Source organism: Paenibacillus sp. J53TS2 (genome assembly GCF_018403305.1).
In the GTDB taxonomy this organism is placed as follows: Bacteria; Bacillota; Bacilli; order Paenibacillales; family Paenibacillaceae; genus Fontibacillus; species Fontibacillus rhizolycopersici.
This window is the reverse complement of sequence record NZ_BOSK01000012.1, coordinates 1-23,539: the sequence shown is the minus strand read 5'-3', so window position 1 is coordinate 23,539 and position 23,539 is coordinate 1. Positions and strand designations below refer to the sequence as shown.

Below are 23,539 nucleotides of genomic sequence, written 5' to 3'. Positions count from 1 at the left end.
CATTAATCACAAATAAAGCGTTCTCAATTTGGCGGGTGTGACTAACGTATGACAGCTTGAGGAGCCTTGGTAAAGTTGTAAAAATGGTATAATAAGGACATGGATGTACTGGAAGGGGGATCATGATGGCCACGATTGAAACACACGGGCACCAAGCGGCTTGCCGTGCGATTTTGTTTGACAAGGACGGGACGCTGTTGAATTTCATGGGCCTGTGGGGAAGCTGGGCGGTGGCTTTAACCGGTCTAATGGAGCGGAAGTTGTCCGAATTGGGATCCCCCGGAAGCTTAAACAAAGCAGGACTGCTTGGGTTACATACGGATGGGGAGAACCGGGTGATTGGTTACGACAAGACCGGTCCGGTCGCAATGGGTACGGAAGAAGAGGTCATCGCGTTGTTGGCTTCGACGTTGTATGCTGCGGGGCTTCCATGGAACGAAGCGATTACGGCCGTCAGGGAATTAAATGCCTCGGCTATGGCTGATCTCAAGCGGAGGCGAGAAGCCGTCCCTTTGCCAGGGCTGCGTGAATTCCTGCAGGATTGCCTGAATGCGGGACTGAAGCTGGCGGTCGTCACCTCTGATTCAACCTCGGAAGCGCTGGAGCATTTGGAATGGATGGGCATCCGGGATGCGTTCGTCAGCATAGTCGGGCGAGACCGGGTGACCCGGGGCAAACCGGGACCGGACATGGCGTTGTTGGCTTGCCATGAGCTTGGCCTCCAACCAGGCGAGGCCGTGGTGATCGGCGACAGCAATGCCGATATGCAAATGGGAAAACGTGCGGGAGTCGCCATGACGATTGGAGTAGCGGAGGATTACAGCGAAGACGCGCAGGGAGCGGGTTACTTGCGTGACGCGGACGTCATCATCGCCGGTTACCGTGAGTTGACGATCCATCATTAGGAGGTTCGATACGGATGACCAAGGAGACGGACAATTTAGCAGCTTGGATTCAGGAAAGCCATAATATCGTATTTTTCGGCGGGGCCGGGGTCTCGACCGAAAGTGGGATCCCCGACTTCCGTTCGGCGGCGGGCATCTATCAGATGGAGAAGGCTTCGCCTTACGCGCCGGAGGAGATTTTGAGCCGGCGGTTTTTCGACCGGCATCCCGAAGTTTTTTTCGATTTCTACAAGACGAAGATGATTCACCCGGAAGCGCAGCCGAATGCCGCGCACCGCTGCTTGGCTGAACTGGAGCGAGCGGGAAAATTAAAGGCTGTAGTCACGCAAAACATCGATGGGCTCCATCAGCAGGCGGGCAGCCGACGCGTGCTGGAGCTGCACGGATCGGTGCACCGCAACACCTGTATGGACTGCGGCCGCACCTATACGCTGGAAGACGTGATGGGCAAGGAAGACGACGTGCCCCGTTGTACCTGCGGCGGAATCATCAAGCCGGACGTGGTGCTGTACGGTGAAAGCTTGGATGAGCAGGTGATTCAGGATACGGTCGATGCGATAGCCGGAGCCGACCTGCTTCTGATCGGCGGCACCTCGCTGACGGTTCAGCCAGCGGCGCACCTGATCACCTATTTCCGCGGCGAACGGACGGTGCTGATCAACGCATCGTCCACCACCTATGACAACCGGGCCGACCTGCTGATTACCGAGCCGATCGGTGCGGTATTGGGGGCCGTCTCCCGGAAGCTGGGACTGGAGGAGTAAAGCAAAGCTCATTCCGCTGAGGGAGTCCGGGTTACGGCTCTGCGGTATTCGCTTGGAGATTCGTGATGGAACCGACGGAATTGCCGAGAGAAATAGAGCGGATCGGTGAGACCTACGGAAGCGGCGATCTGCTCGATCGACAGCTCTGGACGTTCGCGAAGGAGCTGTCGCGATTTATCGATTCTGAGCTTCAGGAGGTAGGTGACCGGAGTGTAGCCGGTTTCTTTTTTGAAAATGCGAGAGAGATAAGCCCGGTTATACCCCAAGGAAGCGCACATTTGTTCAATGGAAACCGGATGCGCATATTGGCTGGACATATAATGAATCATTTGCTTCACAATCCGCTGAACGCCCGATTCGCCCGACGGCAGCGCGGAAGCCATGCCGAGCGTCTCCTGGGCCTCGGCCATGATTTGATGCAACAGCCCCAGCGATAGCAGATGGGAGCTGTTTTTTTTGGTTTGAAAGGTCTGTAACACGCTGCTCAGCATGGATGGAATCGGGCTGCCATCACCCTGCCGAAATACCGGTTGCTCCGGGGTGAAGCCGGCCCGCGACACGAGATCGGTCGCCTTTGCGCCGGTGAAAGCGATCCAGCGATAACGCCAAGGATCGACGACATCGGAAGCATAACTGACGAGCTGATCGGGGAGAATCAGGAAGCCATCCCCTTCACTGAGCTCATAGGAGGCCGATTCGGTCCGAAAAGAGCCCTTGCCTTGTTCCACAAAGTGAAGAAGGTAATAATCATAGACTTTCGGGCCCAAGCGGTGATCGGGCAGGGTCTGGCTTTCGCCGGCGAAGAGGACATGCAGATCCTCCGCTTCGAACAAATCCGGGTTGGCGGCCGCACTATAGGTTTCTCGCTTCAAGGGTCTTGTCTCCTTTTTTGGCAAGGGCGAATACGCCCTGAAAGATATCTGTTCACATTATATTCCGGAAAGTCACATTTATCTATATAGTTCTCGCAAAGTTGCATTATCAAAGCAGAGCGATTTCATTATACTGGGTACAAGAATTAAAGATTCCATGAAGATGGGGTGGACGTTAATGAAGAAGAATGAAATGGAACAATTGTTTATATCCAAATACGGGGAAAGCCCCGAGCCGCTGCGCGTATTCAACGCACCGGGCCGCGTCAATCTGATCGGCGAGCATATCGACTATAACGGGGGATATGTGTTCCCCGCCGCGCTGGAGTTCGGAACGACGCTGGCGATTCGTAGACGGACGGACGATAAAGTTTCTTTCGCTTCTAGTAATCTGCCGTATACGGCGGAGCTGGAGCTCGGAGACCTCGGCAAGAGCAAAACCGGGGAGTGGATCGATTACCCAATCGGCGTCTACGTGGAACTGAAGAAGCTGGGCATCTCGCTTACAAGCGGTTACGACCTCCTGTTCCACGGCGAGATTCCGAACGGTTCGGGATTGTCCTCCTCGGCATCGATCGAAGTAGTGACGGCTTTTGCTCTCCTGAGCATGGAAGGGAAAGAGACGAACAAAGTTGAAATTGCCCGGTTATCCCAACGGGCGGAGAACCAGTACGTCGGCGTCAACAGCGGCATCATGGACCAGTTTGCCGTTGCAAACGGGGCCCAGGATCATGCGATCCTTCTGATGTGCGATACCTTGGAATACAAGCTCGTGCCATTCCGGACCGGCGCATATAAACTTGTCATCAGCAACACGAAGAAGCGCCGGGGACTGGTAGACTCCAAGTACAACGAACGGCGTTCGGAATGCGATGAAGCGTTGGCGATTTTGCAAAAACGCGAACCGAGCCTGGAGTTCTTGGCCCATCTGAAGCCGGATCAATTGGAGCGGTGGCAGGGAGATTTTGCGAATGAAGTTCTGTTGAAACGGGCCAAACACGTTGTGGAAGAGAACGCGCGCGTGTTGAAATCGGTGGACGCGCTGAGCGCGAACGACCTGAAGACCTTCGGCGAACTGATGAATGCTTCGCATGATTCGCTGCGCGATTTGTACGAAGTGAGCTGCCTGGAGCTGGACGTGATGGTTGAGGAGGCGCGGAAGATTGACGGCACGCTGGGCGCTCGGATGACCGGGGCAGGCTTTGGCGGTTGTACGGTATCGCTGGTGCATGAGGATTCCGTAGAGCGGTTCGTGGCTGAAGTTGGTCAGGCTTATAAAGAACGGACAGGGTTGGATGGCGAGTTTTACGTGTGCGGCGTAGGCGACGGCGTGCATGAGATGAAAGGGGAGAACTAACCATGGCGATATTGGTAACGGGGGGAGCCGGCTATATCGGCTCGCATACGGTAGCTGCGCTGCTAGAGCAAGGCAAAGAGGTCGTCGTGATCGACAACCTTCAGACCGGACATCGCGAAGCGCTGCTCGGCGGCAAGCTCTATGAAGGGGATTTGCGCGATAAAGCGCTCATGGCCAAGCTGTTTGCCGAGAACGAGATCGAAGCGGTGATTCATTTTGCCGCGAATTCCTTGGTGGGGGAGAGCATGAAGGACCCGGTCAAGTATTTCGACAATAACGTGTATGGAACGCTTTGTTTATTGGATGCCATGGATCAGGCGAATGTACGTAAAATCGTGTTCTCTTCCACGGCGGCCACTTACGGCGAACCGGAAAAGGTACCGATCGAAGAAACCGATCCGACCCGGCCTACGAACGTGTATGGCGAAACGAAGCTGACCATGGAACGGATGATGGCTTGGTTTGATCAAGTGCTCGGGATCAAATATGTATCGCTCCGCTATTTCAACGCGGCGGGGGCCCATGAAAGCGGCAAGATTGGCGAGGATCATCGCCCGGAAAGCCATCTGATCCCGCTGATTATTCAAGCGGCATTGGGACAGCGTCCGTCGATTCAAGTGTTCGGCGACGATTACAACACGGCTGACGGTACCTGCGTCCGCGACTACATCCATGTGAGCGATTTGGCCGACGCCCATCTGCGCGCAGTGAATCATTTGCTCGGCGGCGGAGAAAGCGACGTGTTCAACCTCGGCAACGGGCAAGGTTTCTCGGTTAAGGAAGTGATCGAAACCGTGAAGGACGTTACCGGCCACGACTTCCCGGTCGTCATCAGTCCGCGTCGCGCCGGGGATCCGGCGGTGCTTATCGCTTCCTCGGACAAAGCCCGTCGTGTGCTGGGCTGGAATCCAACCCGCAATCAATTGGCGAACATCATCGAAAGCGCGTGGCAGTGGCATAACAACCATCCAAACGGCTATAACGACTAAGGGAGTGTAACGCGATGGGAGCAGAAGAGAGAAATCGTCAAGAAACGCTTCATGCCATCGAACGATTGGTGAATTATGCGCTGGAGCAGGGCTTAATCGATTGGTGGGACGTGGACTACTCGCGCAACCGCCTTCTGGAGTTGTTTTCTTTCGATGAGCCGTTCGCCGGTGAAGTAACGGAGGAGGTGCTAACCGGTCCGCAGGAGCCGCTCGAAATTTTGATTGATTACGGGGTCTCGATCGGCCTGATACCAGAAGATACCGCTACTTACCGCGATTTGCTGGATGCTCAAATTATGGGCTTGCTGATGCCGCGCCCGTCGGAAACGATCGCGGCCTTCCGCAGAACGGAAACCGAGCAGGGAATCATCGCGGCAACAGACGCGTTCTATAAGCTGTCCGTGGACAGCAATTACATCCGGATGGACCGGGTTCGCCAAAACATCTATTGGGAACAGCCTACCTCGTTCGGGGATATGGAAATCACGATTAACCTGTCCAAACCGGAGAAAAATCCGAAGGAAATCGCCATGGCCAAGCTGCTTCCGCCGCCGGTGTACCCGAAATGTCAGCTGTGTCGCGAGAACGTTGGTTATGCGGGACGGATCAATCATCCGGCCCGTCAGAACCTGCGCGTCATTCCGCTGACCTTAAACGAGGAGCCGTGGTTTTTCCAATACTCGCCTTATGTGTATTACAACGAACATTGCATCGTATTCCACCACGATCACGTGCCGATGAAGTTGACCCGCGATACGTTTAAGCGTCTCCTTGATTTCACGACGTTGTTCCCGCATTATTTCATCGGCTCGAATGCGGACCTGCCGATCGTTGGCGGTTCGATCCTGACCCATGATCATTTCCAAGGGGGACGACATACGTTTCCGTTGGAGAAAGCCCCGGTGGAAGCCGTCTTCTCCCATTCGGACTTCGCCGGCGTGACCGTTGGTATGGTGAAATGGCCGATGTCCGTGCTGCGGGTGAACGGTCAAGACCGCGAGGCCGTGCTGGAAGCGGCGGACGATCTGTACGAGAAATGGAAGCAATACAGCGATCCCTCGGTCGATGTCCTGGCCTTCTCCGAGGAGAAGGGGGAATCCGTGCCTCATAACACGGTGACCCCAATCGTCCGTCGCAGTGCAGATGGCGGTTACGAGGCCGATATCGTCCTGCGGAACAACCGAACGAACGAGCAGCATCCCGAGGGGATCTTCCATCCGCACCGCGAAATGCACCACATCAAGAAGGAGAACATCGGTCTGATCGAAGTGATGGGGGTAGCGATCCTGCCAGGCCGGTTGAAAGAAGAGCTGGCGGGGGTCGCCGACATTCTGAGCGGGGACAAGACGTTGTATGAGGAGACCGTGTCCGATCCGGCGGCCCGTTTGGCCGTGCATGCGGATTGGGTGAAGGAACTGGCCGCACGCGTAGGCATGTCGATGGCGCGCGAAGACGCCGAAGCGCTGCTGCGTGACGAGGTCGGCAGCAAGTTCGCGGAAATCCTTGGACATGCCGGCGTATTCAAAACAACGACGGAAGGCCGCGAAGCCTTCGAACGCTTTGTCGTTTCGATCGGTTACCGCAGACAATAGAGCATAGGTTCCGGTTAGCTATTTCCGGGGCCGTCCCCAATCGATGAGATTTGGGACGGCCTTATTTCTGTTTGTTATTCCATTACAGTTGGAAGTATAATAATTTGGGAGCACGAAGAGGCTAAGGTAGCGAACCCCTTTTACATAACTGAATTTAGGAGGATTTTGGCATGGATCATTTCGTATTTCATAACCCGACGAAGCTCATCTTCGGTAAAGGCCAGTTGGCGTCGTTGCGGACCGAGGTTCCGGCTTATGGCAATAAAGTGCTGCTGGTCTACGGCGGCGGCAGCATCAAACGCAGCGGTCTGTATGATCAAGTGACAGCCATTCTGCGGGAAATCGGCGCCGAGGTGACAGAGCTGGCGGGCGTCGAACCAAACCCGCGTCTGTCTACGGTGCATCGTGGGGTCGAGCTGTGCAAGTCAAACGGCATCGAGCTAGTCCTCGCGGTCGGCGGCGGCAGCGTGCTGGACTGCGCGAAGGCGATTGCCGTAGGCGCTAAATACGACGGAGATATGTGGGACTTCGCGGAGCGGAAAGCCGTGCCAAAAGCGGCCCTGCCCCTCGGAACCGTGCTGACGATGGCCGCAACCGGCTCGGAAATGAACGGCAACTCCGTGATTTCCAACGAAACGACGAAGGAGAAGCTCGGCTGGGGCAGTAAGCTGGCGTATCCGGCGTTCTCCATCCTTGATCCGCAGTTCACCGCTTCGCTGCCGAAGGAGCAAACCGTGTATGGCATGGTCGACATCATGTCTCATGTGTTCGAGCACTATTTCCATCCGACGCCAAACACGCCGTTGCAGGACGAGTTCTGTGAAGCCTTGCTTCGGACAGTGATCGAGACCGCGCCGAAGCTCGCTGCGGATTTGGAGAACTACGACCTCCGGGAAACGATTCTGCTCTGCGGCACGATGGCGCTTAACGGGGTGCTGAACATGGGCCTGTCCGGGGACTGGGCGACCCACAACATCGAGCATGCCGTGTCGGCGGTTTACGATATTCCGCACGGCGGAGGCCTGGCGATCCTGTTCCCGAACTGGATGAAGTATAACTTGAAGCAGGATATCGCTCGATTCAAGCGTCTGGCGACTCACGTCTTCCACGTGGATCCTACGGGCAAGAGCGACGAGGCTGTCGCGCTCGAGGGCATTGAAGCGTTGCGGTCGTTCTGGAACTCGATCGGCGCTCCAAGCCGTCTGGCCGATTACGGTATTGACGACAGCCAACTGGAAGTCATGGCCGAGAAGGCGGTTCGCTTCGGCTCGTTCGGTAATTTTGCTGTGCTGGATAAACAAGACGTGCTTGAAATTTATCGCATGTCCCTGTAATTACTGTAATCTCACCCCATCACCGGTTTCGCGGCATCGCGCTGCGAGCCGGTTTTTCTTTTTCGAAACATATTTCTCCAAATTACGTATGTATTTGTAGAGTACATCAATATTTTGGGTAGAGGGAGGAACAGGATGGAAGCGCTGTTTTGGGGTTGTTTCGTCGGCGGTGCCTTGTTTGCCGTCATCAGCGCATTGCTTGGCGACTTGCTCGGAAGCTGGCTGGACGGCGTGTTCGATTTCCTGTCCGTGGATTTTCTCAAGCCGATTATCACGGCTTCGGCGATTACGTCGTTCGGCGGAGCCGGCATATTGCTGGACCGGTACACCGGACTTGGAGGGGCCGGCGTGGTGGTTCTCGCCATTGTGGCCGCCGTATTGTTATCCGCCGGCGTGTATTTCGCTTATGTCCGGCCGATGGAAAACAGCGAAAACTCCACCGGATTTTCCGAATCCGAATTGCCCGGCAAAGTCGGCGAGGTGACCGTACCTATCCCGGCACAAGGGTATGGCGAAGTGATGGTGAAGCTGGTTGGCGGCAACACCCTTCATATTGCGTCTAGCTGGGATCGGAAGGAAATTCCCGCCGGAACCGTCGTTGTCGTCATCGAGACGACGAAGGACGGAACGGTCCAAGTTTCCGAGCTATATCCCCACCCGATGTAACACCATTACAAGAAGAGGGAGCTGTTGTCATTGTTCGAAAGTATTCCGGATTTCCTGCTAATCCCCGTCATCGTGATTGCGGTCATTATCGTGCTCGGACTGGCGTTCTGGGCCCGATATAAGACGGTGAGCCCTGACGAGGCGATGATCGTCACAGGTTCTTTTCTAGGGGGCAAGAACATATCCGATGACCAATCCGGCCGTAAAATCAAAATCGTCCGCGGCGGCGGGGCGTTTATCTGGCCGATATTCCAAAAAGCCGAATTCATGTCGCTGCTCTCCCACAAACTGGACGTGATGACACCGGAGGTTTACACCGAGCAAGGCGTGCCGGTTTCCGCTGACGGAGTGGCCATTATCAAGGTGGGGAGCTCGATCGAGGACGTCGCAACAGCGGCCGAGCAGTTTATGGGCAAACCGATCGAATCGCTCAAAGGCGAAGCACAGGAAGTGCTTGAAGGCCATTTGCGTTCGATTTTGGGTTCGATGACCGTCGAGGAAGTGTACCGGAACCGCGATAAGTTCGCGCAGGAAGTACAAGGCGTGGCGGCTCGCGACCTGAAGAAAATGGGGCTGCAAATCGTCTCGTTCACGATCAAGGATGTTAGGGACAAACATGGTTACTTAGAGGCGCTCGGTAAACCGCGGATCGCTGCGGTCAAGCGGGACGCTGATATCGCTGAGGCGGAAGCCCAGCGGGATGCGCGGATCCAAAAGGCCCTGGCCGAAGAAGCCGGGCAGAAGGCCGAGCTGGTGCGTGATACGAACATCGCCGAAGCGGAGAAGGAGAAGGAGCTGAAGGTCGCCTCCTTTAAGAAGGATCAGGATACCGCCAAGGCTGAAGCTGACCAGGCTTATCACATTCAGGAAGCTCGGGCCAAGCAGACGATGGTGGAAGAGCAAATGAAGGTCGAGCTGGTGCGCAAGGAGCGGGAGATCGATTTGCAGGATAAGGAGATCACCGTTCGCCAGAAACAATACGATGCCGAAGTGAAGAAGAAAGCCGATGCGGATCGTTATGCGGTCGAGCAGGCGGCTGAAGCTGAAAAGGCGCGGAAAATGCGGGAGGCCGACGCGCTGCAATACTCCATCGAGACGCAAGCAAAAGCTTCCGCCGAACAGAAGCGCCTGGAGGGCTTAGCGATCGCGGATGCGGAACGGGCCAAAGGGACCGCGGATGCCGAGATCATCCGACTGCGCGGCTTGGCTGAGGCCGAAGCGAAGGAGAAACTGGCCGAAGCGTTCCAGAAATTCGGCGAGGCCGCGATCCTCGATATCGTGACGAAGATGCTGCCGGAGCTCGCAGGCAAAATCGCTGCTCCATTGTCTTCGATCGACAAGTTAACTGTCGTCGATACCGGCAAAGGCGAGGGGGCTGCCCGTGTCAGCAACTACGTCACCGAACTCATGGCTACTGCGCCTGATATGTTGAAGAGCGTCTCGGGGATCGAACTGGATCGGTTAATTCAAGGCTTGACTAAAGGCAAGATCGTCGCCACGCCACCGGCGGTTGAGGTTGCTTCTGTGAAGTCTACGGCTTCTGTGAAGGCGTCGGAGCCCGTTGCTTTGGAGACGGCCGCCTCGAAAGAAACGGAGCAAGACCGGAAGTAAGGCCTTTCGTCCGGCTTGACAACCGTCATCAATCCGTGTAATTTGTCATAGGATCAATCGCGAATCGGCGTCCCGCCCGGTCATTGGGCGAGGACGCCTTTGAAATGCCTGGGAATTGGCTGACGGGGCCCGGAAAATCCTTTATAATGGGCTTAACCGTTTTCGGACAATAGGAGAAAAAGAGGTGCTTATGTTGTGAACAGCCTGCGCGTTTCTAAAGTGTTAAATAACAATGTCATCATCGCGAATCACCCGGAGCGTGGCGAGGTCGTTGTGATCGGCAAAGGCATCGGATTTAACCGAAAAACGGGGGACTCGATCCTGCTTGAAGCCGTTGAGAAAATGTTTATCCTCACGAATCAGCAGGAACAAGAGCAATACAAGCAGCTCGTACCCCAGGTGGATGAACAATTGATCGAAATTATCGGCGAAATTATCATGTACATTTCCCAGAAGACGCAAACTGAGCTGAACGAGCATATCCATATCGCCTTAACCGATCACTTGGCGTTTGCGATTAAGCGAGCGGAGCAGGATATCGCTTTTCATAACCCGTTTTTGTTCGAGACGAAGGAGATCTATCCGGTGGAATTCGAACTGGCAGAATACGCGATTCGACTCATCAAGGAGCGGTTGGGTGTCGATCTCGGCGAGGATGAAATTGGCTTCGTTGCGCTCCACATTAACAGCGCCATGACCAACCGACATATCAGCGAGGTAAGGGGACATGCTCAGTTAATCGCTGACCTGGTTGGCATTATCGAGACGGAGCTTCGCTTTACGATCCTCCGCAACTCGCTGGATTATTCCCGTTTGCTGACCCATTTGCGGTTTGCGATCGAACGGATTCGACGCGGCGAGCAGGTTAGCGAAGTCGACAAGCTGGAAATGCTGCTGAAGCAGGAGTATCCAACCTTGTATTCGCTTGCTTACAAATTGACCAAAGTGATGGAACAACGGCTCAAGATGCCGGTTTATCAGGCCGAAGTCAGCTATTTGACGATGCATTTGCACCGGGTGGCCCCGGCGAATCTTCAGTAGCTGGCTTGCGCGAACTAGAAAGTCCTGCTATAATTCCTAAGTGCATTGGCAACAACTTCATAGATCACAATGTGTGACTGATTCGATCAGGCATGAGTTGATAAAGGTTTTTTTGGATTGTATTGGACGGTTACGGGGTATTATATCCGTAAGCGATCACGATACAGAACCAATGACCTATATTGGCTTATGCCTGTTTTTGTTTGTCACACGATGTCATAACAGGAGGTTATTTATGTTTAAGCGTTTATTTGGTGTATTACAACGGGTAGGGAAAGCGCTGATGCTCCCTGTGGCTCTACTTCCTGCGGCAGGTTTGCTGCTCGGGATCGGGAATATGCTGGTCAGTCCGGAGTTTCTGGATCTGGTGCCCGCCCTGGATAATCATGGCGTCCACGCCGTAGCCACCGTCATGATGAATGCAGGCCAAATTGTCTTCTCGAACCTGGCCTTGCTGTTTGCCGTAGGTGTCGCCGTTGGTTTGGCCGGCGGGGAAGGCGTAGCCGGTTTGGCTGCGATTATCGGTTACCTCGTCATGAACGTGACCATGGGCACGGTCATCGGGGTCACGCCTGCGATGATCGGAACCGATCCGGCCTATGCGAACGTGCTCGGCATCCCGACGCTTGCAACCGGGGTGTTCGGCGGGATTATCGTCGGGATCTTGGCTGCGGCCATGTATAACCGGTTCTTCCGGATCGAGCTCCCATCGTATCTCGGTTTCTTCGCCGGGAAACGATTCGTGCCGATTATGACGGCCGCAACTTCGCTTCTTCTCGGCTTGTTGATGGTCGTTATCTGGCCGCCAATTCAAGGGGGCCTCAACTCTGCTTCTCACTTCATGTTGGAGCAGAACCGGACGTTGTCCGCGTTTATTTTCGGGGTGGTAGAACGGGCATTGATTCCGTTTGGTTTGCACCATATTTTCTATTCGCCGTTCTGGTTCGAATTCGGTGAATACGTCAATAACGCCGGTCAACTCGTTCGCGGGGACCAATCAATCTTCATGGCTCAGCTGCGTGACGGTGTGCCATTTACGGCCGGTACCTTTATGACCGGTAAATTCCCGTTCATGATGTTCGGCTTGCCTGCCGCAGCGCTGGCGATTTACCACGAAGCTCGGCCTGAGCACAAGAAATACGTGGCTGGGATCATGGGTTCGGCAGCCTTGACCTCCTTCTTGACGGGGATTACGGAACCACTGGAGTTCTCGTTCTTGTTCGTCGCACCGGTATTGTTTGCGGTGCATACGATTTTTGCCGGTTTGTCTTTCATGACGATGCATATCCTTGGGACGAAAATTGGGATGACCTTCTCCGGGGGTTTGATCGACTATCTGATCTTCGGGGTGATTCCAAACCGGACGCCTTGGTGGAACGTGATCATCGTCGGTTTGATTCTGGCCGTGATTTACTACTTCGGTTTCCGCTACGTTATCCGTAAGTTCAATCTGAAGACGCCGGGCCGCGAAGATCCGGAGGTTGAAGGGGACGAAGTGAAAGCGGGAGGCGCAGTTAAACAGGACGAACTGCCGCAGAATATCTTGTCAGCCTTGGGCGGACAAGAGAACATCGTTCACTTGGATGCCTGCATCACGCGTCTGCGGGTTGAAGTGAAGGACAAAGGGAATGTGAGCAAAGACCGGCTCAAGAAGCTGGGCGCCTCTGGCGTGCTGGAGGTTGGCAACAACGTTCAAGCGATCTTTGGAACGCGTTCTGACACGATCAAATCGCAAATCGCTGACATTATGAGCGGGAAGACCCCGCGGGTTGCCGTCAAGACGGAAGAGATTAAACCTGCCGAGGTCGAGCAGCAAGCGGCCCAAGACGGCGACGCGATTATCAAAGAGGATATCGTGATGCCGGTGAACGGCGAGCTGATGGATATTTCCAACGTTCCTGATCCCGTGTTCTCGGAAAAAATGACCGGCGACGGGTTCGCGATTCTGCCGCATGACGGCGTGATCTGCTCTCCGGTTTACGGTAAAGTATTTAACGTCTTCCCGAGCAAGCATGCCATCGGCATTATGTCGGATGGGGGCAAGGAAGTGCTCGTGCATATTGGCGTGAACACCGTCAAACTGAAAGGGCAAGGCTTCAATGTGCTGGTCCAGGAAGGCGATCTAGTTGCCGCAGGACAGCCGATTCTGGAAGTGGATCTAGATTATGTGAAGGAACACGCTCCTTCGATCATTTCGCCGATCGTCTTCTCGAACCTGCCGGAGGGCGCGTCCGTGACGCTGCATAAGACCGGCAAGCTGCCGAAAGGCGAAGCGGATATCGTTACGATCAAGTAAATCATCAGAACCCGCCGCTGAGTCGGCGGCGGGCATTTGGCTTTGGTTATCGCGATCCCTTACAATGTGATAGGGAGCGTATCTTATATCTATTCTCAAAAATTCATAAATCAGAAAGCGAGAGGATCAATCATGGAAAAAATGTTTAAAATTACGGATGAAGACGGAATTCATGCACGCCCGGCAACGGCCCTGGTCAATACAGCAAACAAATTCAAGGGAGCCGAATCCTTCGCTGAAGCGGGCGGCAAGAAAGTAACGTTGAAATCGATTCTTGGCGTTCTGTCCCTGGGTCTGGAGCAAGGCGATTCGCTGAAGCTGATTGTCGAAGGCGAAGAGGCCGCAGAAGCACTTCAAGCGCTCACTGAAGTGATGGTTAACGAAGGGCTGGGGGAAGTGAATGCTTAAGATTGATGGCATTGCCGCTTCGGCCGGCGTGGCCATCGCCAAAGCCTTCAAATTGGAGCATCCCGATTATACGATCCATCAGCGGGATGCTTCCGATTCCGCAGCGGAGCTGGCACACCTGGACGATGCTTTGGCCAAATCTCAGCAGGAGCTTGAGGCGATCAAAGAGCGCACGCTTCAAGAGCTTGGCGAGAAGAAAGCGGAGATTTTCGAATCTCATTTGTTGATTCTGAACGATCCCGAGCTGCTAACCCCGGTTCGCGATAAGATTGCATCTGACAAGGTTAGCGCAGCATTTGCGTTAAATGAAACAGCAAGCGAATTTATTGCGATGTTTGAAAATATGAAAAGCGCCTACCTTAAGGAACGCGCCGCGGATATGCGGGATGTAACCAAGCGTGTGCTCACGCATTTGCTCGGTTTGAGCTATGTCAATCCGGCAGATATCAGCGAGGAAGTGATCGTGATTGCGGAGGATTTGACGCCGTCGGATACGGCGCAGCTCAATCGCAATTACGTGAAGGGCTTTACGACGAATATCGGCGGTCGCACGTCGCACTCGGCGATTATGGCCCGCTCGCTGGAAATCCCTGCGGTCGTCGGCACTAAAGAGGTGTTGGACAAGGTGAACGGCGGCGATCTGGTGATCGTCGACGGATTGGACGGCAGCGTCATCATCAATCCGACCGAGGACGTTCTGAACGAATATATGGCAAAACGCGATAAGCACCTGAAGCAAATCGAAGAGTGGAAGAAGCTGCGCGAGGTCCAAACGACGTCGAAGGACGGCGTCCACGTGGAGCTTGCAGCTAACATTGGCACGCCTAACGACGTTGTCGGCGTCATGGAGAACGGCGGAGAAGGGGTAGGCTTGTATCGGACAGAGTTCCTGTACATGGGACGCACCGAGTTGCCTTCGGAGGAGATCCAATTCAATGCCTATAAGACCGTGCTGGAAAAGATGGAAGGCAAGCCGGTCGTCGTACGGACATTGGATATCGGCGGAGACAAGGAATTGCCTTATCTCAATCTGCCGAAGGAAATGAACCCGTTCCTGGGCTTCCGCGCCATCCGTCTATGCCTGGAGCAGAAGGACCTGTTCCGCACGCAGCTACGCGCTTTGCTTCGGGCCAGCGTCTACGGATCGCTTCGAATCATGTTCCCGATGATCGCAACGCTGGATGAATTCCGAGCAGCCAAGGCGTTGCTAATGGAAGAAAAGGAGAAGCTGAAAGCCGAAGGCGTTCAGGTATCCGATGAGATCCAGCTCGGCATTATGGTGGAGATTCCTTCGACGGCCGTATTGGCCGATCAGTTTGCCAAAGAAGTGGACTTCTTCAGTATTGGAACTAACGACCTTATTCAATATACAATGGCGGCCGATCGTATGAACGAACGCGTTTCCTATTTGTACCAACCTTATAACCCAGCGATTTTGCGGTTGGTCAAAATGGTCATTGATGCCGCCCATAAGGAAGGCAAATGGGCTGGAATGTGCGGCGAGATGGCCGGCGATGCAACGGCGATTCCGTTGCTGCTGGGATTGGGTCTGGACGAATTTAGCATGAGCGCAACTTCGATTCTACCGGCTCGTTCGCAGATTTCCAAGTTGTCTAAAGCGGATATGGAACAGCTGGCAGCCAAGGCGCTGCAAATGCAGACCGCTGCACAGGTCGTCGAACTGGTTCACGCCATCGGCGAGTAGCGATACGAGATCTTTTCCAACCGAAAATGCGGGTTTCTTCATAGGCCGGCGCCTTCAGGGCGCTGGCTTTTTTTTAGGTGTAAGGTTTATTTTTGCCCGATTTTGGGATAAAGTGAGGTAAAACTGTTAGGCCGAGGAACCACAATTTCTATACATTACGGGAGCTAAAGTTCGTATGCCAAATAACCATGAGAACGTTGGAATCATCGACATTGGGTCAAACTCCATTCGTTTGGCCATCTATGAAACGGCCCCGCAAGGGTACTACCGTTTGATTAACGAATTGAAGGAATCCGCCCGGTTAAGTGAAAAAATGAATGCGAATGGGGCCATGGCAACAAAGGAAATCCATTCGATCGTTCCGATCCTGCGCCAATTTCATGAGGTGTGCAGAGCATATGGCTGTCATGCCATCCGGGTGGCGGCAACGGCGGCCATCCGGAACGCGGCAAATGCACAGGAAATCGGCAAGCTCCTGGAGCAAGAAACCGGTCTGCCGGTAGAAATCCTATCCGGCGAACAGGAAGCTTATTTCGGATTTATCGCTGTGGCCGGCGGAATGGCGACCGAGGACGGATTCATTATTGATATTGGGGGCGGAAGCACGGAAATCACTTTGTTTCGTGGCCGAAAGCTGGTAGAGAGCGTTTCTTTACCGATCGGCGCGGTCAACGCCCAAGTGAGATTTGGAGTGTCGGAGGAGCCCTGGCCGCCCGAGCAGATCGCCGATCTTCAGGCGGAAGTTGAAAGGATGCTGGACGGTTTGCCTTGGATCGGGACCCATCCGGGATTTCCGCTTATCGGGCTGGGGGGAACGATTCGGACGTTGGGCAAGCTGGATCAACGGCGCCGCAAGTACCCGCTCCGTTTGGCCCATCACTATCTGCTGGAGCCGGAGAGTCTCCGTCATTATGCGGAAACTCTGCCTGAGTTGCCGCTGGATAAACGCAAACGAATCGACGGGTTGTCCAAGTCCCGTGCCGACATCATTGTACCGGGGACAATCATTTTGAAGGCGGTCTTCGATCGCATTGGAGCGGCGCATTGCCTGGTCAGCGGCTCGGGGCTGCGCGAAGGATTGCTGCAGGATACGTTGGGTCTAGGTGTGCCTGCCGCTCAAGAAGTGCTGGAATGGCAAACCGGTACGCTACTCGCCTTTCATGCGCTGTCCCCCATTGCTCATTATCGTCAGGTTCGTCGGTACGCCGAGCAGTTGTATCAGTTACTGGAGAAGGAGTTGAATGACAGAGGCCCGATCAAGCTGATTCAAACGGCAGCTATGTTGTATAAAATCGGGGGCTCGATCCGTTACCACCAATACGACAAGCATACGTTATATTGGCTGTTGCAAGCGCCGCTGGGAGCTTTGACCCATCGGGAAGCCGTACTGTGCAGCCTGATCGCGGATTATCCGGCGAATCACGGGAAGAAAACAGGTTTCGAGGAGTATGGTGATCTGCTGCAGGAAAAGGATGATGAGTTGATTCAGAAACTCGGAGCCTTGTTGGAGGTAGCGATCGCCCTCGACGCCAGTGAGACGCAGACGGTAGAAGCAGTAGCGACGGTTTGGGAAGAGGAGGCGGTGTTATTGAAGCTGACGTGCCGCAGCCAAGCTTACCTGGAAATCAGGCAGCTCGAGGCTGCGGCCAAGAGCTTCAAGAAAGCGTGGGACCTTAGATTAGAGTGGGAGATTCGTGCAATTTCCACGCACTGATCTCTCGGGCGGCGAATTGGCTCCGGCAGGGAACTGCCTGAGAACCGCCGAGGATGGGTTCGTATTTACCGTTTGGCACCAGGCGTTTTGCTTTCACATTATCGGCCAGCGACAGCATAAGAATGCGCACCAGCGTCTCCCGGGTTTGTGGTTTGATGACAGGACACATCAGCTCCAGTCGGCGTGTCAGGTTGCGCGTCATCCAATCGGCGCTGGACAACCAGACCTCGGGGTTCCCGCCGTTCTCAAAATAATAGATGCGGGAATGCTCCAGGAAGCGGTCGACGATGCTGCGCACCGTGATTCGTTCGCTTAAGCCTTCAACACCGGGGCGCAAACAGCAGACGCCGCGAACGATCAGATCGATGTGAACGCCCGCTTCGGAGGCCTCGTATAATTCGTCGATCATCTCCTGGTTGGATAAGGAGTTCATCTTGGCGATAATCCGCGCCGGGCGGCCAGCGGCGGCATGCTCGGCTTCCCGCTGGATCAGCTCGAACAGCTTGTCCTTCATGACGGTTGGCGCAACCGTCAACGCCTGCCATTGCTCGGCTTCCGAGTAGCCCGTAATGAGATTAAACAGCTGAGAGGCATCCTCGCCGATTGCAGAATCGGTCGTAAACAATCCGATATCGGTGTAAAGCCGGGCGGTGATGTCGTTGTAGTTGCCGGTGCCCACATGGACATAACGCTTCAAGTCGCGACCTTCCTGGCGAACGACAAGCAGGATCTTGGCATGGGTTTTTAGCCCAATTAGGCCGTAGACGACGTGGCAGCCGGCTTTTTCCAGCGTCCGCGCCCAAGCGATGTTCCGCTCCTCGTCAAACCGGGCTTTTAGCTCAACGACAACCGTAACCTGTTTGCCTGATTCCGCGGCCTGCGCTAGTGCTCGGATCAGCGGAGAGTTGCCGCTGACACGGTATAACGTCATCTTGATCGCCATGACCGCCGGATCTTCCGCGGCTTGATCGATGAAATCGGTCACCGCGTCGAAGCTCTCGTACGGGTGATATACCAGTACATCCTTCTGTTTCAATACCTCGAAAAAATCGTCATTCTCATCGAATTCCCGCGGATACACGGGATCTACTTGCGGGAAGCGCAGCCGGGAATACCCTTTGACCGCGCCCGGGAGCCGGCCGAGAAAACCGAGATCAAGGGGACCTTCGATCTCGAAGACCGCGTCGGTAATTTCAAATTCTTCTTTGAGCACCTCGAGCGCGTAAGGGTGGATGCCCCTTTGTATTTCCAGGCGGACCGGCGCTCCCCAACGCCGCTTACGCAGTTCTTTCTCTATCTCCTCCAGCAAATCCTCGGCGCCTTCTTCGTCGAAAGCCAGGTCGGCGTTGCGCGTCAGCCGGAACTCATCGACGGCAAGCGGCGTATATCCGCTGAACAACGTTTGTATATTATGACGGATCAGTTCCTCAATCAGGATAAAAGACTGTTTCTTGCTGTTGGAATGATGCGGCAACGGGATGATCCGGGATAGGTTCGATGGGATTTGCACGATCGCGAAATAGGATTCCTTCTCTTCTTCCGTTTGCACTGCGCCGTTCCGTTCCAACACGACAGCCAAGTATACGAACCCGGTATGCACGAGGGGAAACGGACGACTTTGGTCTACGGCCATGGGCGTCAGCACCGGGAAGACGATGTCATGATAGTAGGTCTCCATCGATTTGCGCTGTGCGCTGTTCAGCTCGTCGTATTTCAGAAACAGGATGCCCTCCTTGGCGAGCAGTCTCGAGAGCTCCCGGTAAGTCCGGTATTGTTCGGCGATCATGGCCGAAATTCGGAGAATTAATCTTCGGTATAATCCGGCCGGAGTGTAGCCGGTGAAATCCTTCTTGGTATAACCGGCACGGATTTGATCCTGGATGCCGGCGACGCGTACGCTCATGAATTCGTCCAAATTGCTTGAGACGATGGACAGGAATTTGGCCCTCTCTAGCAAAGGCGTGCCGGAATCCTTGGCTTCCTGCAGCACACGGCGATTAAATTCCACCCAGCTGAGATCGCGGTTCAAATATCGCGGTCCTTGTTTTTTCATAACCATATCCGCCATGGATGTCAGACCTCCGCCTATTTTTTCTTTCATTTATCTTTCTATTTTACTATGTTGCAAGGTTTTGAAATGCATGCTTTTGTAAAATCTATGTAAAAATTATAACTCTATGTAAAGTCATTTCGGGAAATGGGCTTTTTCTGATTAGGTTGGCGGCAAAAATGGGTAATATACGGGTATGGCGTCTTTCGCCAATCGCCAAAATCGGCACAATTTCAAGGAGGTTGTTGCAAGATGAGTACGAACCATCACTCGTTTCAACTGAACGCCACGCCAAGAACGGAATTCCACCGTTCCACGCTGCGACAGCTGAGACAACAGGGACGCGTTCCTGCGGTCGTATACGGAGCGGAGTCCGGGAACCTCGCGGTTCATGTGGATGTGAAGGAGCTTGTGAAGGTCGTGCGTACGGGAAGATCGGAATTTTTTGACCTGAAGGTCGAAGGGGGTCAAACGATTCCGGCGCTGATTAAAGAAGTTCAACAGCAGCAAGGGAAGATCCTGCACGTCGATTTTCAGCAAGTATCCAAAAATAAACCGATCCGCGTTAAAATCCCGCTGCACTATACCGGTACGGCTGCAGGAACCCAGGTTGGCGGCGTTCTGCAGATTCAGGCAACGGAGTTGGAAGTGGAGGGCTTACCGGATGTTTTGCCGGCATCCCTGGACATAGACATTACCTCGCTGGACGCGGGGGACAAGCTGATGGCCGGAGACGTTAAGATGCCGGCAGGGGTGACGATGCACGCTCAGCCGGAGGAACTGCTGGCATCGATCGTGCTTCCGCGGGTGGCGGATACGGATCTGGCCCTGGATGCCGCGGCCGACGGGGAGCCGGCTGGCACGGTTGGCTCGGACGAAGCTGCTGCGGAATAATCGACAGCATCGCCGGATGGATCTTGGATGAAGGGCTGTTCCGGACGCCTTGGGGCGTTTGGGACGGCCTTTTTCGTGTGGAGCCCCCAGCTTGACGAATCCTGCTAATGTAACTAAAATGGTTGCAGGATAAGAAGAATCTTGAGTCTATTAATCTAATAGGAAAGTAGGGGTCGCATGCCGCCGAAAACGACAACAAACGCTTTGGCCAAGCGCAAAGCCGAACAACAAAAACAGCAGCAGCAAATGAAGAGAAGACGCCTGATTTGGTTCTCGACAGTGGGACTGCTTCTCGTCCTGATTATCGTTGTGCTGACCATTCAGCCGAAACCCAAGGCGGCCGAATTTGATTACGCCGCGCTTCCTGTGCTGGGACAAGCCGACGCACCGGTGAAGGTGCTGGAGTTCGGGGACTATCAATGTCCGTCGTGTAAACATGTGAATGAACTGATTAAGCCGGATTTGGTGAAGGATTATATAGATCAAGGCAAAGTCGCCTTTTATTTCATGAATCTGCCGTTTATCGGTTCCGATTCGTTTACGGCCGCTCTGGCCGCGCAATCGGTGTATCATCAAAGCAACGAAGCGTTCTGGACTTATTTCGATGCGATTTATGAACGCCAAGGAGCGGAAAACAGCGGTTGGGCTTCCCCCGAGTTTCTCGTGAATCTGGCTAAGGAATTGGAGCTGCCGATCGATTACGATCTGCTGCAGAAGGATATCGCGGAGGCAACGTACCAAGAAGAGATCGAAGCGCATTTGTCCCGCGGGGACAAGCTCGGTGTTAACAGTACGCCGACGTTCTTCATTAATGGCGTGGAATACGCCGGCAATCTTGGCGATTACGAGGCGCTGAAGAAGACGCTCGATAACGAATTGTCTGCAGAGGAATAGTGGGCGAAGGTTGAATGAAGCTAGGGACGAAAGTAGCGGAGCGTAGCTGGAGGCTACGTGAGTGGGCGGAGGGCCCGGGTGAATTCAAGATTCGACGCCGAATTAGCTTCGAAGGTTTTGCTTCGTGATCGAAAGATGACTTGTTCAACTACCGTTTCAATAAAGGTTGAAAAAGTCAGGTTTAGAGCACCAAGAAGGTTGAATGAAGCTAGGGACAGAGTAGCGGAGCGTACGTTTTGGGTACGTGAGCAACGGAAGTCCCGGGTGAATTCAAGATTCGCCGCCGAATGTTCTTCTACGAATCCGCTTCGTGATCGAAAGAGGACTTGTTCAACTACCTTATAAAGGGAGGGATGGGGAGTGCGGGGGTTTCTGAGAAACTACGGCATCTACCTCGCCTGGTTGGTCGCGCTGGTCGCGACGGCGGGCAGCTTGTATTTGAGCGAAGTGCTGCATTATGAGCCGTGCCGATTGTGCTGGTTTCAGCGGATATTTATGTACCCACAGGTCATTTTACTGGGCATCGCGGCGTACAAGAACGACCGCCAGATCATTCCATATGTGCTTCCGTTAAGCGTCATCGGCGGCTTGATCTCCATCTACCACTATAGTGAGCAAAAAATCCCCGGGCTTGCCAAGCTCCTTCCCTGCAAAATAGGCGTGCCGTGCAACGTGGATTACCTGGGTCAAGGCTGGCTCGGATTTATTACGATTCCGTTTATGGCGCTGGTCGCCTTCGTATTGATCGTGATGTTCTTGTTGGCGGCTCGGGGGATAAGAGAAGAAGCCGGGGAACGGTAACGTGGAATAAGGATAAGGATAAGGATAAGGAAAGGCGGGGCACCTAAGGGGGCCTCGCCTTTTTATGCACTCCTTGCCGGTATGCGGAAGCTGCAAAAATGCCCTACAGTGGCAACTTTTTTGAAGATTGAACGTCAGTGTATATGGGGGTGTTGATATTGCAAAACATGAGCTTGAAGAATGATAAATGGAAAAGAACGGCGGGTTGGTTGAGCATGATCCTGTTGGCCATATCGCTGACAGCATGCACCGGGAATGGTTCTGAACCTGGGCTAAATGCAGGCGGTGAAGCGAACGGGAATCCATCAGCGCCAGGCAACAACAGAGGCGAAACGGACCCTTCGAGCGATACGCCGGATAAGGATGCAAGCGAAACGAAGCAGGGGAATGGCACATTCGTCGGGTTGATTGACAACCATTCGGCGGAGATTGAGCTGGAGGGGACGCCAACCGCTTTTCAATTGGATGAAACCTTAAGCGCGATGGCGCAAAACTTGGAGCAAGGGACGTCCGTCTCTATTGAATACGTGGAACGGGCAGTAGAGGGCGATGCTACGCTGAAACAGTTGGTGTTGACGAAGCTGGAGGTGGCTCCCGCTAAAGGAACGACGAGCTCCGGTTCATCGGTGGAGTTGCCGGCTGAAAAATCGCTTGAGGTCGAGCTGGAAGGGACGAAGGAGACGCGAACCGCCACTTTGGCGAAGGGTGACGGGTACGCATTCTATATGTTCGACATCTTCTCTTTTGATGCTAAAACCAACAAGTTAATGATGAATTATGACTCGGCATATCATGTCGTGATCACTAAGTTGCCTTCCGGTTATGATGTCGAGGAGCTGGCTAAGACGACAAAGAATGAGTTGTCTAAGATCGGTAAAGTTGAGCAGATGTCCGGCGACCAAGTTTACGTAACGATGCGAGATGCAGAGCTGTTCCTGATCTCCCGGGGCGATGACGTGACCCAGGAATACATCGTCAAGAACATCGACGGGCAGGGATTTGCCTTCCTGATCAATATGCCTCACGGCGAGGCTTCGGAAGGTTTTGGCCCACTCGCGTTTGCATCGATCAACACAACGGTAGCAACGGATTGATCCCAATAGCAAATTTTTGAGAGCACATCCTAAATCTAACCGTCTGCGCAGGGCTCCTGCAGCGGACGGTTTTTATGTTGAAGGGGAGTAAAAAAGAGAAGAATTGTTGTATTTCTTGCAATATTCCTTATGTGGATTAGGCGGTAGAGCCCAAATGTTGCATAAAGTACAACAATTTCACCCCTCGCAGGGAAAATCGCCGAAAAAGTTGCACAAACTGCAGCAATTTACGGGTGTGGACCGAACGAGCCGTTGAATTGTTGCACTAAATGCAACAATTTGCGCGAATGAGGCGCTGTAGTCGCTGAAATCGGCCAGGCCCCCGAATATTGGACACTTTAGGATCAAACCTTAGTTCGGCTCAACTATACGGCGATTCTAAACGCGTTTACTTCGTTTCTCTCCAGTTTCACTGCAAATTCAGTGGGAGAGTAGCCATATAAACTCATGTGAATTCGGCGGTTATTGTAAAAGTCCATGAATTGGTCAAGAACATCGAATGCTTCTTCAAAACTCATAAAGATATGCCGCTTGAAACACTCACGCTCCAAG

Annotated in this window: 20 protein-coding genes; 17 read left to right on the top strand and 3 right to left on the bottom strand. The window is 53.9% G+C overall.

The features are described from left to right. Positions 1-125: 125 nt before the first annotated feature. Both KJS42_RS20125 and KJS42_RS20120 read left to right on the top strand, forming a co-directional pair. Positions 126-905, top strand: a complete 780-nt coding sequence (locus tag KJS42_RS20125) for an HAD family hydrolase (RefSeq protein WP_193416553.1) — start codon at positions 126-128, stop codon at positions 903-905. A gap of 14 nt (positions 906-919) precedes the next feature. Beyond that, positions 920-1,669 carry an NAD-dependent protein deacylase gene (locus KJS42_RS20120; protein WP_155605799.1) on the top strand — a complete coding sequence of 250 codons (750 nt, stop codon included), beginning with the start codon at positions 920-922 and terminating at the stop codon, positions 1,667-1,669. 8 nt (positions 1,670-1,677) lie between these two features. Here KJS42_RS20120 and KJS42_RS20115 read toward each other — a convergent pair whose 3' ends face one another. Further along, positions 1,678-2,541, bottom strand: a complete 864-nt coding sequence (locus KJS42_RS20115; RefSeq protein ID WP_155605798.1) for an AraC family transcriptional regulator — start codon at positions 2,539-2,541, stop codon at positions 1,678-1,680. A 178-nt stretch (positions 2,542-2,719) separates the two neighbouring features. Here KJS42_RS20115 and KJS42_RS20110 point away from each other — a divergent pair, with 178 nt between their 5' ends. From KJS42_RS20110 to KJS42_RS20060, 11 genes are all read left to right on the top strand, one after another. Next, positions 2,720-3,898: a galactokinase gene (locus KJS42_RS20110; RefSeq protein WP_213623941.1), complete on the top strand. Its 1,179-nt coding sequence runs from the start codon at positions 2,720-2,722 to the stop codon at positions 3,896-3,898. A 2-nt stretch (positions 3,899-3,900) separates the two neighbouring features. Continuing rightward, on the top strand, positions 3,901-4,887 hold the full coding sequence (gene galE / locus KJS42_RS20105; protein ID WP_155605796.1) for a UDP-glucose 4-epimerase GalE: 987 nt from the start codon (positions 3,901-3,903) through the stop codon (positions 4,885-4,887). A 14-nt stretch (positions 4,888-4,901) separates the two neighbouring features. After that, positions 4,902-6,479 (top strand): UDP-glucose--hexose-1-phosphate uridylyltransferase, encoded by a 1,578-nt coding sequence (locus tag KJS42_RS20100; protein ID WP_213623940.1) that lies wholly within the window; start codon positions 4,902-4,904, stop codon positions 6,477-6,479. Between the two features lie 170 nt (positions 6,480-6,649). Further along, entirely contained in the window at positions 6,650-7,813 is a 1,164-nt protein-coding gene (locus tag KJS42_RS20095) for an iron-containing alcohol dehydrogenase (protein WP_213623939.1), read from the top strand. A 135-nt stretch (positions 7,814-7,948) separates the two neighbouring features. Then, complete coding sequence (locus tag KJS42_RS20090; protein WP_213623938.1) at positions 7,949-8,479, top strand: NfeD family membrane protein; 531 nt, start codon at positions 7,949-7,951, stop codon at positions 8,477-8,479. A gap of 42 nt (positions 8,480-8,521) precedes the next feature. Further along, positions 8,522-10,090: a flotillin lipid rafts scaffold protein FloT gene (locus KJS42_RS20085; protein ID WP_244868563.1), complete on the top strand. Its 1,569-nt coding sequence runs from the start codon at positions 8,522-8,524 to the stop codon at positions 10,088-10,090. A gap of 195 nt (positions 10,091-10,285) precedes the next feature. After that, positions 10,286-11,131, top strand: a complete 846-nt coding sequence (gene glcT / locus KJS42_RS20080; protein WP_193416546.1) for a glucose PTS transporter transcription antiterminator GlcT — start codon at positions 10,286-10,288, stop codon at positions 11,129-11,131. Between the two features lie 235 nt (positions 11,132-11,366). Next, entirely contained in the window at positions 11,367-13,427 is a 2,061-nt protein-coding gene (gene ptsG, locus KJS42_RS20075; RefSeq protein ID WP_213623937.1) for a glucose-specific PTS transporter subunit IIBC, read from the top strand. Positions 13,428-13,559: 132 nt separating this feature from the next. Continuing rightward, a complete protein-coding gene (locus tag KJS42_RS20070) occupies positions 13,560-13,835 on the top strand; it encodes an HPr family phosphocarrier protein (protein WP_155605791.1) in 276 nt (91 codons plus the stop codon). Further along, positions 13,828-15,540, top strand: a complete 1,713-nt coding sequence (gene ptsP / locus KJS42_RS20065) for a phosphoenolpyruvate--protein phosphotransferase (RefSeq protein ID WP_213623936.1) — start codon at positions 13,828-13,830, stop codon at positions 15,538-15,540. The genes KJS42_RS20070 and ptsP overlap by 8 nt, the downstream gene beginning before the upstream one ends. Before the next feature lie 175 nt (positions 15,541-15,715). Then, positions 15,716-17,254: a Ppx/GppA phosphatase family protein gene (locus KJS42_RS20060; protein ID WP_213623935.1), complete on the top strand. Its 1,539-nt coding sequence runs from the start codon at positions 15,716-15,718 to the stop codon at positions 17,252-17,254. Here KJS42_RS20060 and ppk1 read toward each other — a convergent pair. After that, on the bottom strand, positions 17,214-19,322 hold the full coding sequence (gene ppk1, locus KJS42_RS20055) for a polyphosphate kinase 1 (RefSeq protein ID WP_213623934.1): 2,109 nt from the start codon (positions 19,320-19,322) through the stop codon (positions 17,214-17,216). The genes KJS42_RS20060 and ppk1 overlap by 41 nt on opposite strands. 234 nt (positions 19,323-19,556) lie before the next feature. On the opposite strand from ppk1, the gene KJS42_RS20050 reads away from it, so the two are divergent. The 4 genes from KJS42_RS20050 to KJS42_RS20035 all read left to right on the top strand — a co-directional run bounded on the left by KJS42_RS20050 (position 19,557) and on the right by KJS42_RS20035 (position 22,987). Further along, on the top strand, positions 19,557-20,198 hold the full coding sequence (locus KJS42_RS20050; RefSeq protein ID WP_155605787.1) for a 50S ribosomal protein L25: 642 nt from the start codon (positions 19,557-19,559) through the stop codon (positions 20,196-20,198). 177 nt (positions 20,199-20,375) lie between these two features. Continuing rightward, positions 20,376-21,092, top strand: coding sequence for a DsbA family protein (locus KJS42_RS20045; RefSeq protein ID WP_155605786.1), 717 nt, complete (start codon positions 20,376-20,378; stop codon positions 21,090-21,092). A 360-nt stretch (positions 21,093-21,452) separates the two neighbouring features. Then, positions 21,453-21,893, top strand: a complete 441-nt coding sequence (locus tag KJS42_RS20040) for a disulfide oxidoreductase (RefSeq protein WP_193416539.1) — start codon at positions 21,453-21,455, stop codon at positions 21,891-21,893. Between the two features lie 158 nt (positions 21,894-22,051). Beyond that, entirely contained in the window at positions 22,052-22,987 is a 936-nt protein-coding gene (locus tag KJS42_RS20035; RefSeq protein ID WP_213623933.1) for a hypothetical protein, read from the top strand. A 365-nt stretch (positions 22,988-23,352) separates the two neighbouring features. Here KJS42_RS20035 and KJS42_RS20030 read toward each other — a convergent pair. Next, positions 23,353-23,539 (bottom strand): IS3 family transposase (locus KJS42_RS20030; protein ID WP_213623932.1); only part of this gene is annotated, 187 nt, incomplete at its 5' end.